The organism is Rheinheimera lutimaris (genome assembly GCF_013283795.1).
Lineage (GTDB): Bacteria > Pseudomonadota > Gammaproteobacteria > Enterobacterales > Alteromonadaceae > Alishewanella > Alishewanella lutimaris.
In genome coordinates, this window is the sequence record NZ_JABSOD010000001.1 from 173393 (window position 1) to 186335 (window position 12943).

General features: G+C 49.0%; 14 protein-coding genes. 5 read left to right on the top strand and 9 right to left on the bottom strand.

What is annotated here, in order from left to right; all coding sequences use genetic code 11:
* Window positions 1–25: 25 nt before the first annotated feature.
* Both HRH59_RS00770 and HRH59_RS00775 read right to left on the bottom strand, forming a co-directional pair.
* Window positions 26–808, bottom strand: a complete 783-nt coding sequence (locus HRH59_RS00770) for an SDR family NAD(P)-dependent oxidoreductase (protein ID WP_173499360.1) — start codon at window positions 806–808, stop codon at window positions 26–28.
* A gap of 50 nt (window positions 809–858) precedes the next feature.
* Window positions 859–2610 (bottom strand): IlvD/Edd family dehydratase, encoded by a 1752-nt coding sequence (locus tag HRH59_RS00775; protein WP_173499361.1) that lies wholly within the window; start codon window positions 2608–2610, stop codon window positions 859–861.
* Window positions 2611–2801: 191 nt separating this feature from the next.
* Between HRH59_RS00775 and HRH59_RS00780 the strand changes: the two genes are divergently transcribed.
* The gene (locus tag HRH59_RS00780) at window positions 2802–3737 is read left to right on the top strand and encodes a glycoside hydrolase family 43 protein (RefSeq protein WP_173499362.1); all 936 of its coding nucleotides are present in this window, start codon (window positions 2802–2804) and stop codon (window positions 3735–3737) included.
* A gap of 73 nt (window positions 3738–3810) precedes the next feature.
* On the top strand, window positions 3811–4809 hold the full coding sequence (araD1, locus tag HRH59_RS00785; RefSeq protein ID WP_173499363.1) for an AraD1 family protein: 999 nt from the start codon (window positions 3811–3813) through the stop codon (window positions 4807–4809).
* 89 nt (window positions 4810–4898) lie between these two features.
* On the opposite strand, the gene HRH59_RS00790 is transcribed toward araD1, so the two are convergent.
* The 3 genes from HRH59_RS00790 to rpe form a co-directional block, all read right to left on the bottom strand.
* Complete coding sequence (locus tag HRH59_RS00790) at window positions 4899–5627, bottom strand: FadR/GntR family transcriptional regulator (RefSeq protein ID WP_068232836.1); 729 nt, start codon at window positions 5625–5627, stop codon at window positions 4899–4901.
* A 127-nt stretch (window positions 5628–5754) separates the two neighbouring features.
* Entirely contained in the window at window positions 5755–6759 is a 1005-nt protein-coding gene (gene trpS, locus HRH59_RS00795; protein ID WP_173499364.1) for a tryptophan--tRNA ligase, read from the bottom strand.
* Window positions 6760–6863: 104 nt separating this feature from the next.
* Window positions 6864–7538: a ribulose-phosphate 3-epimerase gene (gene rpe, locus HRH59_RS00800; RefSeq protein ID WP_173499365.1), complete on the bottom strand. Its 675-nt coding sequence runs from the start codon at window positions 7536–7538 to the stop codon at window positions 6864–6866.
* 234 nt (window positions 7539–7772) lie between these two features.
* Here rpe and HRH59_RS00805 point away from each other — a divergent pair, with 234 nt between their 5' ends.
* The 3 genes from HRH59_RS00805 (at window position 7773) to HRH59_RS00815 (ending at window position 9082) form a co-directional block, all read left to right on the top strand.
* The gene (locus HRH59_RS00805) at window positions 7773–8453 is read left to right on the top strand and encodes a TorF family putative porin (protein ID WP_173499366.1); all 681 of its coding nucleotides are present in this window, start codon (window positions 7773–7775) and stop codon (window positions 8451–8453) included.
* Between the two features lie 144 nt (window positions 8454–8597).
* On the top strand, window positions 8598–8855 hold the full coding sequence (locus HRH59_RS00810) for a hypothetical protein (RefSeq protein WP_218573433.1): 258 nt from the start codon (window positions 8598–8600) through the stop codon (window positions 8853–8855).
* Window positions 8855–9082 carry a DUF2970 domain-containing protein gene (locus HRH59_RS00815; RefSeq protein ID WP_173499367.1) on the top strand — a complete coding sequence of 76 codons (228 nt, stop codon included), beginning with the start codon at window positions 8855–8857 and terminating at the stop codon, window positions 9080–9082. Before HRH59_RS00810 ends, HRH59_RS00815 begins: the two co-directional genes overlap by 1 nt.
* On the opposite strand, the gene HRH59_RS00820 is transcribed toward HRH59_RS00815, so the two are convergent.
* The 4 genes from HRH59_RS00820 to aroK are packed head-to-tail and all read right to left on the bottom strand — an operon-like array spanning window position 9027 to window position 12831.
* Window positions 9027–9902 carry a Dam family site-specific DNA-(adenine-N6)-methyltransferase gene (locus HRH59_RS00820; protein ID WP_173499368.1) on the bottom strand — a complete coding sequence of 292 codons (876 nt, stop codon included), beginning with the start codon at window positions 9900–9902 and terminating at the stop codon, window positions 9027–9029. The two genes, HRH59_RS00815 and HRH59_RS00820, sit on opposite strands and share 56 nt — an antisense overlap.
* 6 nt (window positions 9903–9908) lie before the next feature.
* Window positions 9909–11231, bottom strand: a complete 1323-nt coding sequence (locus HRH59_RS00825; protein ID WP_173499369.1) for a hypothetical protein — start codon at window positions 11229–11231, stop codon at window positions 9909–9911.
* Window positions 11218–12288 (bottom strand): 3-dehydroquinate synthase, encoded by a 1071-nt coding sequence (gene aroB, locus HRH59_RS00830; protein ID WP_173499370.1) that lies wholly within the window; start codon window positions 12286–12288, stop codon window positions 11218–11220. Before aroB ends, HRH59_RS00825 begins: the two co-directional genes overlap by 14 nt.
* Window positions 12289–12312: 24 nt before the next feature.
* On the bottom strand, window positions 12313–12831 hold the full coding sequence (aroK, locus tag HRH59_RS00835) for a shikimate kinase AroK (protein ID WP_173499371.1): 519 nt from the start codon (window positions 12829–12831) through the stop codon (window positions 12313–12315).
* Window positions 12832–12943 lie beyond the last annotated feature (112 nt).

Below are 12943 nucleotides of genomic sequence, written 5' to 3' on the forward strand. Positions count from 1 at the left end.
GGTCCTGTTAAGTTAGCGCAGCTGGTTAAATCCAGCCGCCGTCTACAATAAAGTTCTGAGCTGTGCAAAGCTTGCTGTCATCAGAGGCGAGAAACAGTGCCATAGCCGCGACATCTTCCGGCATCACGCTGTCTTTCAAGCACTGGTTTTTCTCGATATCCAGAGCAGTTTCCGGTGTCACCCAGTGGGTTAACTGGCGCTCGGTCATTACCCAGCCTGGTGTTAACGTATTAACGCGGATTTTATCCGGGCCTAGATCCCGAGCTAAACCCCGGGTTAACCCCAGTACGGCAGCTTTGGCACTGGTATAACCGGGCATGCCGCCCTGGCTTTCATACCAGCTCATCGAGCCAAGGTTAATAATTGAACCTCCGCCCAGTTGTTTCATCTGCGGATACACTGCCTGAATAGCAAAAAACTGATGGCGCAGGTTAATTTGCATGCGCTGATCCCAGTACTCCTCTGTTACATCCAAAAAGTTATGCCGGGTGTCACTAGCCGCATTATTAATAAGTACGGCAATAGCCCCTAAATCCTGCTCAGTCTGGCCGATAATCTGCTTTAAGCGCTCGATATTAGTCAGATCGCAAGGGTAAAAGCGCACTGCACCATGTTGGCGGTTTTCATCCGCTAATGCCTGTAAATGGCTAACCAACGCCTGGGATTCTGCTTCGAGGATATCGACAAACGCCACTTTGGCGCCCTGGCGATAAAATGCCTCCACCAGGCAAGCACCAATGCCGGAACCACCACCGGAGATAAATACGGTTTTATCCCGCAAGCTGGGATAATTGTTACTTAACTTCATAGCTAACCCTGTTTAACCGCCTGCTGTAGCAGGCGCCGTTTTTATTATGTTTAATGCGAATGTGCCGGCACCGCTGCACCGCGACAGCCCACCAGAAAGTCAAAGTCGCAGCCTTCATCGGCCTGCAGCACGCGCTCGCGGTACATTTCCATATAACCGCCGGTTCGCAGAATGACCTGGGTGGATTTTAGTTTTTCCAGCCGTGCCGCCAGTTCAGCGTCCGACACTTCCAGTTGCAGCAGGCCATTTTCGGCATCCAGCTGAATGTAATCGCCTTCCTGCACGGCGGCCAGCGGGCCCAGTTCCATCGCTTCGGGTGTGACATGCAGCACTACTGTACCAAAGGCAGTACCACTCATTCGCGCATCGGAAATACGCACCATATCTTTAATGCCTTTTTTCAGCACTTTTGGCGGCAGGCCCATATTGCCAACTTCGGCCATGCCGGGGTAGCCTTTGGGGCCACAGTTTTTCAATACCATTACGCTGTTTTCGTCGATATCCAGCTCAGGGTCGTTAATGCGTGCTTTGTATTGATCGAAATTTTCAAATACTACCGCTTTACCCCGGTGCTTCATCAGGTGCGGGCTGGCAGCAGAAGGCTTTAATACTGCGCCACGTGGCGCCAGATTACCGCGCAAAATGCAAATGCCGCCGTTAGCCACCAGCGGGTTATCCAGCGGGCGAATGACATCATCGTTATGACACTGCGCGTCTTTAACGTTGTCCCAGATAGTTTTGCCGTTTACCGTCAGCGCGTCTTTGGTCAGCACGCCCAGCTCACCCAGCCGGCGATGCACGGCCGGTAAGCCACCGGCGTAATAAAACTCTTCCATCAGATATTTGCCGGATGGCTGTAAATTCACAATGGTGGGCACACCGCGGCCATGCTCCCAGTCATCCAGGCTTAAGTCCACGCCGATGCGCCCGGCGATAGCTTTTAAATGGATCACGGCATTGGTTGACCCCCCGATAGCCGCATTGGTGCGGATAGCATTTAAAAACGCTTCTTTGGTCAGAATTTTCGACAGGCGCAAATCTTCATGCACCATCTCAACAATGCGCATACCGGACAAATGCGCCAGCACGTAGCGGCGTGAATCCACTGCCGGAATAGCCGCATTATGCGGCAGGCTGGTACCGAGCGATTCCGCCATACAGGCCATGGTAGAGGCAGTACCCATGGTATTACAGGTACCGGCAGAGCGCGACATACCGGCTTCGGCGCTTAAAAACTCGTTCATATCAATATTGCCGGCTTTTAAATCTTCGTGCATGCGCCACACCAAAGTGCCGGAGCCAACATCCTGGCCTTTATGTTTACCATTTAACATCGGGCCGCCGGTAACCACAATAGTGGGCAAATCACAGCTGGCAGCCCCCATCAGTAATGCCGGGGTGGTTTTATCACAGCCCACCAGCAGCACTACACCGTCTATCGGGTTACCGCGGATAGACTCTTCAGTATCCATCGCCGCCAGGTTGCGGGTTAACATTGCAGTAGGGCGTAAATTCGACTCGCCATTGGAAAACACCGGAAATTCAACCGGAATACCACCTGCTTCACGAATACCATTTTTTACCCGCTCGGCAATTTCACGAAAATGGGCATTGCACGGCGTTAACTCTGACCAGGTATTACACACACCGATAACTGGCCTGCCCTGAAAGTGGTGATCCGGAATACCCTGATTCTTCATCCAACTACGGTACATAAAACCATTTTTGTCATTAGTGCCGAACCAGCTTGCTGAGCGTAATACTGTCTTGTTGCCACTCTTTTTGTCGTCGTTATCTGCCATGGTTGCATCTCGCAATAGCTTAATTTAATATTATTGTATTACTAATACTAAAACCTTGGAAAGGTTACAAGTGATTTTTTTCTCCGGCAGCAAAATCGGCAGCGTGCCAATGGGGTAAAACAGCTGTCAAAGCAGCTAATTAGTAATACTATAATTCAAATATGGCAATTACAAATATAGACAGGGGACTTATGAAAATACTACTACTGCTACTGGGCTTAAGCTGGGCAATGGCTGTAAACGCCAACCCGATTTTTAAAGACATACGCACCGCTGATCCTGCGGCGATAGTGCACAACGACACCGTATACCTGTACACCGGCCATGATGAAGCGCCAGACAATAAAGGCTTTTTCGTCATGCATGACTGGCTGGTGTTTTCATCGACCGATATGCTGAACTGGCAGCGCCATGGCCCTAAACTCAGCACCAAAGACTTTAAATGGGCCAAAGGCGATGCCTGGGCCTCACATGTGATTGAAAAAAGCGGCAAGTTTTATTGGTTTGTTACCGTGCGCCACGCCACTATTAATGGCTTTGCTATTGGCGTTGCAGTAGCCGACAACCCACTGGGGCCGTTTAAAGATGCGCTAGGCAAGGCACTTATTACCAATGATATGACCACCGACACCGAGATTGACTGGGACGATATAGACCCGGCCGTGTTTACCGACGATGACGGCCAGTTTTATCTGTTTTGGGGTAACACCAAAGCACGCTACGCCAAATTGAAAGACAATATGATTGAGCTTGATGGCCCGATTAACACCATCGATATACCCGATTTTACTGAAGCCTTGTGGATGCATAAACGTGGCGACATTTACTATCTTTCCTATGCTTCCGGCTTCCCGGAAAAAATTGCTTATGCCACCAGCAAAAGTATTCATGGCCCCTGGCAGTATCGCGGCATTCTGAACGAAGTGGCGGGCAACTCGCCAACTAACCATCAGTCGATTATTGAGTTTAAAGATAAATGGTTCTTTATCTACCACACCGGCGCATCGCAACCTGACGGCGGGGAATTTCGCCGTGCGGTGGCGATAGACCCACTGTACTACAACGAAGATGGCAGCATTAAACGCATCATTATGACATCCGAAGGTATCACCGAAGCGGTGAAATAACTTATTTGCCAGCCGCAGGCTAATATGTCGCGGCCGGCTTTTCTGTACTATTTTTTGTAATAAGAGGAACACCATGCGTCTTATTCAGTTTTATACATCAGACAAACAGCGCGCTGTAGCTATTGTTAATTCAGCCGACAGCGTTACAGTGCTGAGTAGCGTTAGTTCGGTTTATCAGTTGGCACAGCTGGCGCTGACTAACCAACTGTCATTGCAACAGCAAAGTCTGGCTCTTAAAAGCGACACCACGTTTAGCTATACCGACATTATTCAGCAACAACGCTTGCTGCCACCCTATGATCATCCGAACGATGCCGCCCATATGCTGGTAACAGGCACCGGCCTGACCCACTTAGGCAGCGCCGACACCCGCGCCACTATGCATGCGCAAACATCCGGCAAAGCCGACTCTGAGCTGACCGATACCATGAGAATGTTTAAGCTGGGAGTCGAAGGCGGCAAGCCTGTAGCTGGCCAGCAAGGCGTGCAGCCGGAATGGTTCTATAAAGGCGATGGCAGCATAGTTGTCGCACCAGGGGCAGCGTTAACCTCCCCTGCGTTTGCATTAGATGGCGGCGAAGAGCCGGAAATTGCCGGTTTGTACCTGATTGGCCCAGATGGCCAACCGTACCGGCTTGGCTTTGCTATTGGTAATGAGTTTTCTGATCATAAAACCGAGCGGCAGAACTACCTGTATCTGGCGCATTCGAAACTGCGGCCGTGCTCTTTTGGTCCTGAGCTGCTGGTAGGCGAGCTACCGGCTGATATACGTGGCCACTCACGGATTATCCGTAACGGCGAAACGGTGTGGCAAAAACCTTTTGTCAGCGGCGAGCAGAATATGTCGCACAGCATTGCCAACCTTGAAGCGCACCATTTTAAATACCGCCAGTTCTGCCGCCCGGGCGATGCCCATGTGCATTTCTTTGGCACCGCAACTTTAAGCTTTGGTGATGGCTTTGAAACGCAGGCCGGTGATGTGTTTGAAATTGGCGCAGCGCCATTTGGCCAGCCACTGCAAAATACGCTGGCTGTCGATAGTGATACCAATGTGCAGGTTAAAGCGCTGTAACTGTAGCGCAGAGATGGCAAAACAGTAAGCCAAAAGTGTAGTTAACAACAGTTGGTTTACTGCTTATTTTTAGCGTATAGCTTAGTGTTTTATGCGCCGCTGCCGGTAAAATTGGTCAGGGCGTAATCGAGGTTTTCTTTTGATCGGCTGAGTAAACGCGACATGGCTTGTTTGGCGCCTTGCGCATCACCTGCTGCTATTGCCTCATACACCGCTTTGTGCGCCGGCAGCGCTTCGGTATATTCATCACCAATTGAACTACTCAGACGGAATAACCCCATCAACGCCGTTTGGATGGTCATGCCCAGCGAAATCATAAATTCATTGTTAGTGGCATTCAGCACACAGAGGTGGAAATTCAGATCGCTGGAGAATACTTCATCAGTGCCCAGTTTAGCTTTTTCCATATCTTTATAAGCTTTAGCCAGCAATTTTATCTGCTCAGCAGTGCTGTTTTTCGCAGCCAGCTCTGCAGAGGCCGGTTCAAAAATTTCCCGTACTTCAAACAAGGAGACAAAAAACTTTGGCGTAGGCTTAGACTCAAAACACCAACTGAGTATTTCGGTATCGAACATATTCCAATACTGCCGCGGCCGCACGCGGGTGCCCAGCTTGGGGCGCGCCTCAATTAAGCCTTTGGCAGTGAGAATTTTAAAGGCTTCACGCAGCGCGGTGCGCGATACATCCAGTTCTGCACCAATGGCAGCTTCGTTCGGAATATATTCACCCGGCGTATAAACCCCACTAACAATACGGGTTCCCAGCTCTTCGGCCACCCAACCATGGATACTTTGCGGACGATTTCTGCCTGCAGCCATTCAGTTTCCCCTTGCTCACACCTGTACTATCAACCGTAACCGCTTAACTGTGCCAATACTACTACAATAATATATGTCCTATCTTATTAATGCAGAAAAACCCATAATCTAAGCCCCCTTAGCAACATTATGGCAGCACAAAACCCACAGCATCATTCACTTTTGCCAGTGTCGCTGCGGCGCGCGAACGGGCTTTTTCTGCTCCGGCACGCATTACTGTGGTTAAGGTCGTTTGATCAGCGCGCAACTCGGTAAAGGTTTTCTGTACCGGCTCCAGCAAAGCAATGACCGCATCAGCAACATCGCCTTTTAAATGGCCGTACATTTTACCTTCGTACTCCGCCTCTAACGCAGCGATGCCCTTGCCGGTTACACCGCTTAAAATACTCAGCAGATTCGCTACGCCAGGCTTAGCGTCGAGATCAAAGCGCACCCGTGGCGGGTCTTCTGAATCTGTCATCGCCTTTTTAAACTTCTTGCTAATCATTTTCGGATCTTCGAGCAACCCGACAAAATTCCATGGGTTTTCATCCGACTTAGACATCTTCTTCGTTGGGTCTTGCAAACTCATTACCCGTGCGGCTACCGGCGGAATAAACGGCTCCGGTACAGTAAAAATGTCGCCGTGCACCGCGTTAAAGCGTGTTGCTACATCACGGGCCAATTCTAAATGCTGCTTTTGATCATGCCCCACCGGAATTTGATTCGCCTGATACAATAAAATATCCGCAGCCATCAATACCGGGTAAGTAAACAAGCCAGCGTTAACGTTGTGCGTATGGCGCTCAGATTTATCTTTAAACTGCGTCATCCGGCTTAGCTCACCAAACTGGGTGTAGCAGTTCAGTACCCAGGCCAGCTGGCTGTGTTCCGGCACGTGCGACTGCATAAACACGGCAGAGCGCTTTGGATCGATGCCACAGGCCAGATACAGCGCCAAACTGTCCAACGAGGCACTCCGCAGCGCGGCGGGTTCCTGACGCACCGTTATGGCGTGTAAATCAACAATACAGTACAAGCAATCATAGTCATCCTGCATTTTGTCCCACTGGCGCAGCGCCCCCAGATAGTTACCTATGGTAAGTTGTCCGGACGGTTGTGCACCACTTAGCACAATTGGCTTATTGCTCATAACGGTATCCACTTAAAAGCTTATTGATAAAGGCTTGCCGGTCATTGCCGGTCAAAGAGCTGCATTATAACCATATCAGCGCGGCACAACAGTAAAAAAGCCGCTTAACGCGGCACTTTTGCTAACTGTTGCCGCATCTTATTTATGGCATCCGTGTAATCTGCTGCATTAAATATTGCCGACCCGGCGACAAACATATCGGCGCCGGCAGCCGCAATATCTGCGATATTATCCACATTAACGCCGCCATCAATTTCCAGCCGGATTGGCAAACCGCTGTTATCGATAATTTTGCGTGCGGCTGCTAACTTATTCAACGTAGCCGGAATAAACTTTTGCCCGCCAAAGCCCGGATTTACCGACATCAGCAGCACAACATCCACTTTATCTAATACATAATCCAGGTAACTCAGCGGGGTGCCGGGGTTAAACACTAATCCGGCCTGACAGCCATGGCTTTTAATTAATTGCAGGGTTCGGTCAATATGGCGTGACGCCTCGGGGTGAAACGTAATAATGCTGGCACCAGCCTCTGCAAACTGTGGTATCAGGCTATCTACCGGTTCAACCATTAAATGCACATCTATCGGCGCGGTAATGCCATAGTTTCTCAGCGCTTTGCACACCATAGGCCCCATGGTCAGATTAGGCACATAATGGTTATCCATCACATCGAAGTGCACCACATCAGCCCCTGCCTGCAGTACAGCTGCTACGTCATCACCCAGCCGGGCAAAATCAGCAGACAAAATGGACGGTGCAATCAGATAAGGTTGCATACTGTTATTCCGTTAAATTCTCGTGCGCAAACTGTACTGAATTTGCCTGAAAATTGCACCTGCTGATGACTGCGTCAAGGTGCACAAAAAAAAAGCAATAGCGCACCATTTCAGCACAATCGCTTAATCTCATTAAAACTAAAAATTGCTATATGCATGAAAATAATCAAAAAAAATTTCATGGCATATATATTGGAACCTTCTGTTGAGGGAACATAAAAAAGGGTGACGAAAATGATAAAAGCAGCAAAAGTGACAACACTGGCATCAAGCATAGTTTTATTGGGTCTGTCTGTCAGCAGCATTACAGCTTCAGCAGCAGAGTTAAGCGGCGATATTACCTTTGCTTCGGACTATGCGTTTCGCGGCATATCACAAACCGAAGAGGCTCCGGCCTTACAAGGAGGCTTATCACTTACCGACGAGTCCGGTTTTTATGTTTCAGTTTGGGGCTCAAACGTCGACTTTTTGGCGGAAGGCACTTTAGAGCTGGACGTGATGCTGGGCTGGAGCGGCGCCATTAACGACGATTGGTCAACTGACGTCGGTATTATGCGCTACGGCTATCCAAATACCGCTACCCCCGGTTCAAACTTCTGGGAAGTCTATGGCTCTTTGTCATATAAAGACCTTACTTTCGGTTTAGCCTATAGCGATGATTACTACCTAAACAGCGGCGATTTCTTTTATCTTTATGCCAATTACAGCTACGCACTGATGGAAAACCTGAGCCTGGACTTGCATGTAGGCCAAAATGAATATGATGACAGCAGTGCCAGCTATCTGGACTGGAGTGTTGGTGTCAGCACAGAAGTAATGGGCGCAGGTTTAAGCCTGGCTTATGTTGATACTGACGTTGATGGTTCCTACCTTGCAGACAGCCGGGTTGTTTTCTCCATTTCAAAAAGCTTTTAATATAAAACAAGCTGCCGACATGGCTATATAGTGTCGGCAGCTAAATATAATTTCATGCTGAAGTATGGTTAATTAATAATCGACTTGTATCGGCAACGCCAATGTTTTATCATCAGAGCGTTTTGAAGAGCAAACGGATTTAACATGAAATTTACCAGTTATTATAAAGCCGCGTTTATTTCAGCTGCGCTCATTGTCGGCGCTGTTACTATTGTACTGCCTTCAATTACTTCCCATCCGCAATGTCAGTCGCTATCAACCCCCTCCGCTATTGAAGAGTGTTACAAAACAACGGAGCGTAGTTGGGTAAGCTGGTTCCAGGGCAAGAGCCGTTCCACACAATTTCATTTCGTTGACTTGCTGGAGTTACTCAGCAGGTTAAGTCCGGCACAAAAACCCTGATGCCATCCGGCAGTAAAAACGAAAATAAAGTTTCGACGCCGCAAAAACCTGGCATATTACAGGTTATTAAAGCGGTGCTGGGTGCTTTCGCCGGTGTGCAGTCTGAACAACAACGTCAGCAGGATTTTTCGGCCGGCAGCCCGCTACCTTACATTATTGCCGGTGTCATCTTCACCCTGCTTTTTGTGGTAATACTATTACTTGTGGTGAGATGGGTCTTGTCTTAGGCAAGTACACTGCAAACAATTCTGCCACTTTGCCACGGCTTGCGCCTTTCTGACTAATCGACCTGCCTACTTGCAAGCTGTGTAATGCTGCCGGTTGATAAATTTTCCGCGTCCAGGTTGTATCGTGATTACTGATCACCACAGCAATACCCCGCCGCTGCGCCTGCTCAGCTAAATTCGCCAACTGCGCCTGATCGTCCAGGGTAAACCCCTCGCGCGCATAACCGGTGAAGCTGGCAGTTTTGCTTAACGGCACATAAGGCGGGTCACAATAGATCACTGCTCCGGCTTCAGCATTTTGTATAACTTGCTGATATCCGCTACAGCTAAACAGAGCACGCTGTGCTTTCTCAGCAAAAAAATACAGCTCGGCTTCCGGAAAATACGGCTTTTTATAACTGCCAAAAGGCACGTTAAACTTGCCGGATAAATTATAGCGACACAGCCCATTGTAGCCATGGCGATTTAAATACAAAAACAGCTGTGCCCGCTCATAGGCATCGCTGCTTTGATTAAACTGCTGACGGAAATTCAGATAACAGTCACGCTGATTGGTTAGCGGCGTAAACAAATCGCGGGCATCGGCAATAAAGCGTTCCGACTGCGATTTAATCAGCTGATACAAGCTGATTAAATCTGCATTTATGTCATTTAGCTGGTAACGGGGAAAATCCGTATTTAAGAACACCGAGCCGGCACCAACAAATGGCTCTATCAATAACTCGCTGTCAGGTAAATGCCGGCTTATTGCATCAACCAAATTGTATTTGCCGCCGGCCCACTTTAAGAATGCCCGGCTTTTCCGCTTCGATAGCTGCATCAGACGCTATTCCGTACCGGCGTTCTGCCGGCTGCGTTGCTGAGCTTTCACTTCCGCCTGTATCGACTGTATGGTTTTAACAAAAGGTCCGGTAGCACGCAATGCTTCGGGCAGTTTATCCCGCTCAGCTTTAGCCGCTGCAGCGTCGCTAAATGGCGCCAACAGCAGTACTAATTGCATTTTTCCCTGCCAACTGCGCTGGTAAGTTAATGTCTGCAGCTGCGGATAAGCCAGTTTAAAGCGCTGCAATGCAGCATCACTGGACAGCACTGCCAATTGCAGGGCAACCTGTTGTTTATCTATTAACAGCAATTGCTGTTCGTCAAACAGATAGTCTGCTACCGGCTCCGGTTCTGTTACAAGCTCCGGGTAGGCTGCAGGGGTGCTAATCTGAATATCCTCAGCTATCTCAGTCTCTGCTATGTCAGTGGCATTGTGATCAGGAGAAACACTATCCGGCTCTACAGTATCCGTTGCCATAAGCTCTTCTGATGTTGGCTGCATTATTTGTGCGACACTTTCTGCTTCAGCCGCTTTAATATCTGCGACAACCGGGAGCTCCGCTTGCTGCACTAATGTTTCAACCGGCTTGCTAACCGGTATCCTTACAGCTTTTTTCTGCGGCTGCGGCCATAACATAAATGCCAACATTGCAATAATCAGTAATCCGGCAACAGCAGCGACTGACTGCTTTGCGGATACACGAAATCGCTGCGGCTTGCTGTCGGTAGAATCAGCAGCTTCCATATCAAGCGGCGCGTGCATTAGCTTGTGCAGGTTGCCGTCAGCCGAAGCAAGGCGCTGCGCTATTTCTATACTATTAAGGTTTTCTTGCTGCAACAGATACTCGGCATCTGCCGTGGTTATTTGACCTAAGGTTAACACGAGCCCTTCATCAGCAACTTTATTTGCAGAGAAACAAAACAGCACGCACGGCAACGCAGCAACTTGCTGCAACAGCGTGGCAGAAAAACGCTCTGCGTCATCAATAATAAGCAGTAATGGCAGTGACGACGACTGCACACCAATTTGGGCAGCTAATGGCATATCTGCTTGCCAGACGTTACCAAACCATTGTTGCATCAACTGCTGCTGTGCTTTAACGTCATCAGCCGGCGGGTTTAGCATAGCGACGTTATACTGTCCGGAGAACAACTCTGCCACAGCCATTGCCAGCGTCGACTTACCACTGCCTTCAGCTCCGGTAGCATGGATTTGCGTACTGTCGTTAAATGCCAGTTGAAATAGCAAGCGCTGCAGCCACTCATGCTGCGACGGTGTAAGGTGGTTAAGCGATGCCAGTTTTGTCTGTAGCTCAGTTGTATCCATGGCCAAACACCTCTGTCAGTTCCGTTTCAGTTACGTCGTCAACTACCGCTGATTGGCAAAATGCTGTTGGCAGAACAAACCGCATAGTGCCGTGCTTAACTTTTTTATCGGTTTTCATATAAGGCAAAAAATCAGTGATGCGCATGTTTTCCGGCGCAGTAACAGGCAAACTAAAAGCACGCAGTAATGCCTTGGTCTCTTCAAGCTCTGTGGTTGTAAGCCAGCCACGGGATACCGCTAACTCAGATGCCATGACCATGCCGGCAGCCACGGCTTCTCCATGCAGCCATTCACCATAGCCCAGGTGTGCCTCTATTGCGTGGCCAAACGTATGACCCAGGTTTAATAGCGCCCGCTCGCCCTGCTCGGTTTCATCACGGCTGACGATATCAGCTTTCATCCGGCAACAATGTTGGATCATTTGTGCCAATGTGTCGGGGTCAAGTTGTTGAATAAGTTGCTGGTGTTGCTGTAACCAGCGAAAAAACCCGGCATCACTGATCAACGCATACTTAATCACTTCAGCCATACCTGCGGCAAATTCACGCGACGGTAAACTGGCCAGTACAGCTGTATTGATTAAAACCTGCACCGGTTGCTTAAAAGCGCCGATCATGTTTTTACCCAGTGGGTGATTTACCGCAGTTTTGCCGCCAACTGAAGAATCGACCTGAGATAACAAAGTGGTAGGAATTTGCAAAAAACTCACACCGCGTTGGTAACAAGCTGCTACAAACCCGGTCAAATCGCCGATAACGCCGCCACCTAATGCAACTAACAGCACATCACGCGACATACGTTGTTCCAGCAGAAAGCTCAGCACTTGCTCAAAAGAGCTGAGCGTTTTAAATGCTTCACCGTCGGGTAACAGAAAATGCTGCACATTAGCAGCACTGAACAACGCCTGAGCCTGCGAAAGATATAACGCAGCCACAGTAGGATTGGATACAATGACGACTTGCTTGCAAGCTGCTATGCCAGCATCAAGTCCGTTAAAATTGTCTGAAATATAAATGCTGTAGCTGCGTTCGCCAAGTTGCACCTCAACTTTTTGCATCAGCAGCTCCCCGATAGCTATAAACTAGAAACCCAATTTATCGATAATTTGGCTGGCAACAGCGCGTGCACTTTGCTCATCTGTACGTACAGTAAAGTCAGCAATTTCAGCATACAGTGGATTACGTTCTTCAGCCAATCTTTCCAGCACCTCTTTTGGCGCCTCTTCTGTCTGTAATAACGGCCGGCGTTTATCACGCTGAGTGCGGGCTACCTGCTTTTCGATAGGCGTTTCCAGGTAAACTACTATGCCCCGAGCGGATAACCGGTTACGGGTTTCCTTGCTCAATACTGAGCCGCCGCCTGTCGCAAGCACAATGCCCTGCAACTCTGTCAGGTCCTGAATGACATTTTCTTCACGCACACGGAAGCCTTCTTCACCTTCCAGATCAAATACCCAGGCAATATCGGCACCGGTGCGGCGTTCGATTTCCTGATCTGAATCGTAGAATTCCAGATGAAGCATGTCTGCTAAGTGACGTCCAATTGTGCTTTTTCCGGCACCCATAGGGCCAACGAGGAAGATATTACGTTTTTCTGCCATAAGTCGTATTACTAATCAGCTAACTCAGTGAAAAGTTGAATTCAAGGACCAAAAGGCTCCCACGAAAATTTGAAGCGCTGAATTATGTCAGGAATAGCCTTTTGTTGGCAAG

What these genes read in the sequence shown, in the direction of transcription:
- HRH59_RS00770 (WP_173499360.1), bottom strand. Translation starts at nt 808, where the DNA reads ATGAAGTTAAGTAACAATTATCCCAGCTTGCGGGATAAAACCGTATTT.
- HRH59_RS00775 (WP_173499361.1), bottom strand. Translation starts at nt 2,610, where the DNA reads ATGGCAGATAACGACGACAAAAAGAGTGGCAACAAGACAGTATTACGC.
- HRH59_RS00780 (WP_173499362.1), top strand. Translation starts at nt 2,802, where the DNA reads ATGAAAATACTACTACTGCTACTGGGCTTAAGCTGGGCAATGGCTGTA.
- araD1 (WP_173499363.1), top strand. Translation starts at nt 3,811, where the DNA reads ATGCGTCTTATTCAGTTTTATACATCAGACAAACAGCGCGCTGTAGCT.
- HRH59_RS00790 (WP_068232836.1), bottom strand. Translation starts at nt 5,627, where the DNA reads ATGGCTGCAGGCAGAAATCGTCCGCAAAGTATCCATGGTTGGGTGGCC.
- trpS (WP_173499364.1), bottom strand. Translation starts at nt 6,759, where the DNA reads ATGAGCAATAAGCCAATTGTGCTAAGTGGTGCACAACCGTCCGGACAA.
- rpe (WP_173499365.1), bottom strand. Translation starts at nt 7,538, where the DNA reads ATGCAACCTTATCTGATTGCACCGTCCATTTTGTCTGCTGATTTTGCC.
- HRH59_RS00805 (WP_173499366.1), top strand. Translation starts at nt 7,773, where the DNA reads ATGATAAAAGCAGCAAAAGTGACAACACTGGCATCAAGCATAGTTTTA.
- HRH59_RS00810 (WP_218573433.1), top strand. Translation starts at nt 8,598, where the DNA reads ATGAAATTTACCAGTTATTATAAAGCCGCGTTTATTTCAGCTGCGCTC.
- HRH59_RS00815 (WP_173499367.1), top strand. Translation starts at nt 8,855, where the DNA reads ATGCCATCCGGCAGTAAAAACGAAAATAAAGTTTCGACGCCGCAAAAA.
- HRH59_RS00820 (WP_173499368.1), bottom strand. Translation starts at nt 9,902, where the DNA reads ATGCAGCTATCGAAGCGGAAAAGCCGGGCATTCTTAAAGTGGGCCGGC.
- HRH59_RS00825 (WP_173499369.1), bottom strand. Translation starts at nt 11,231, where the DNA reads ATGGATACAACTGAGCTACAGACAAAACTGGCATCGCTTAACCACCTT.
- aroB (WP_173499370.1), bottom strand. Translation starts at nt 12,288, where the DNA reads ATGCAAAAAGTTGAGGTGCAACTTGGCGAACGCAGCTACAGCATTTAT.
- aroK (WP_173499371.1), bottom strand. Translation starts at nt 12,831, where the DNA reads ATGGCAGAAAAACGTAATATCTTCCTCGTTGGCCCTATGGGTGCCGGA.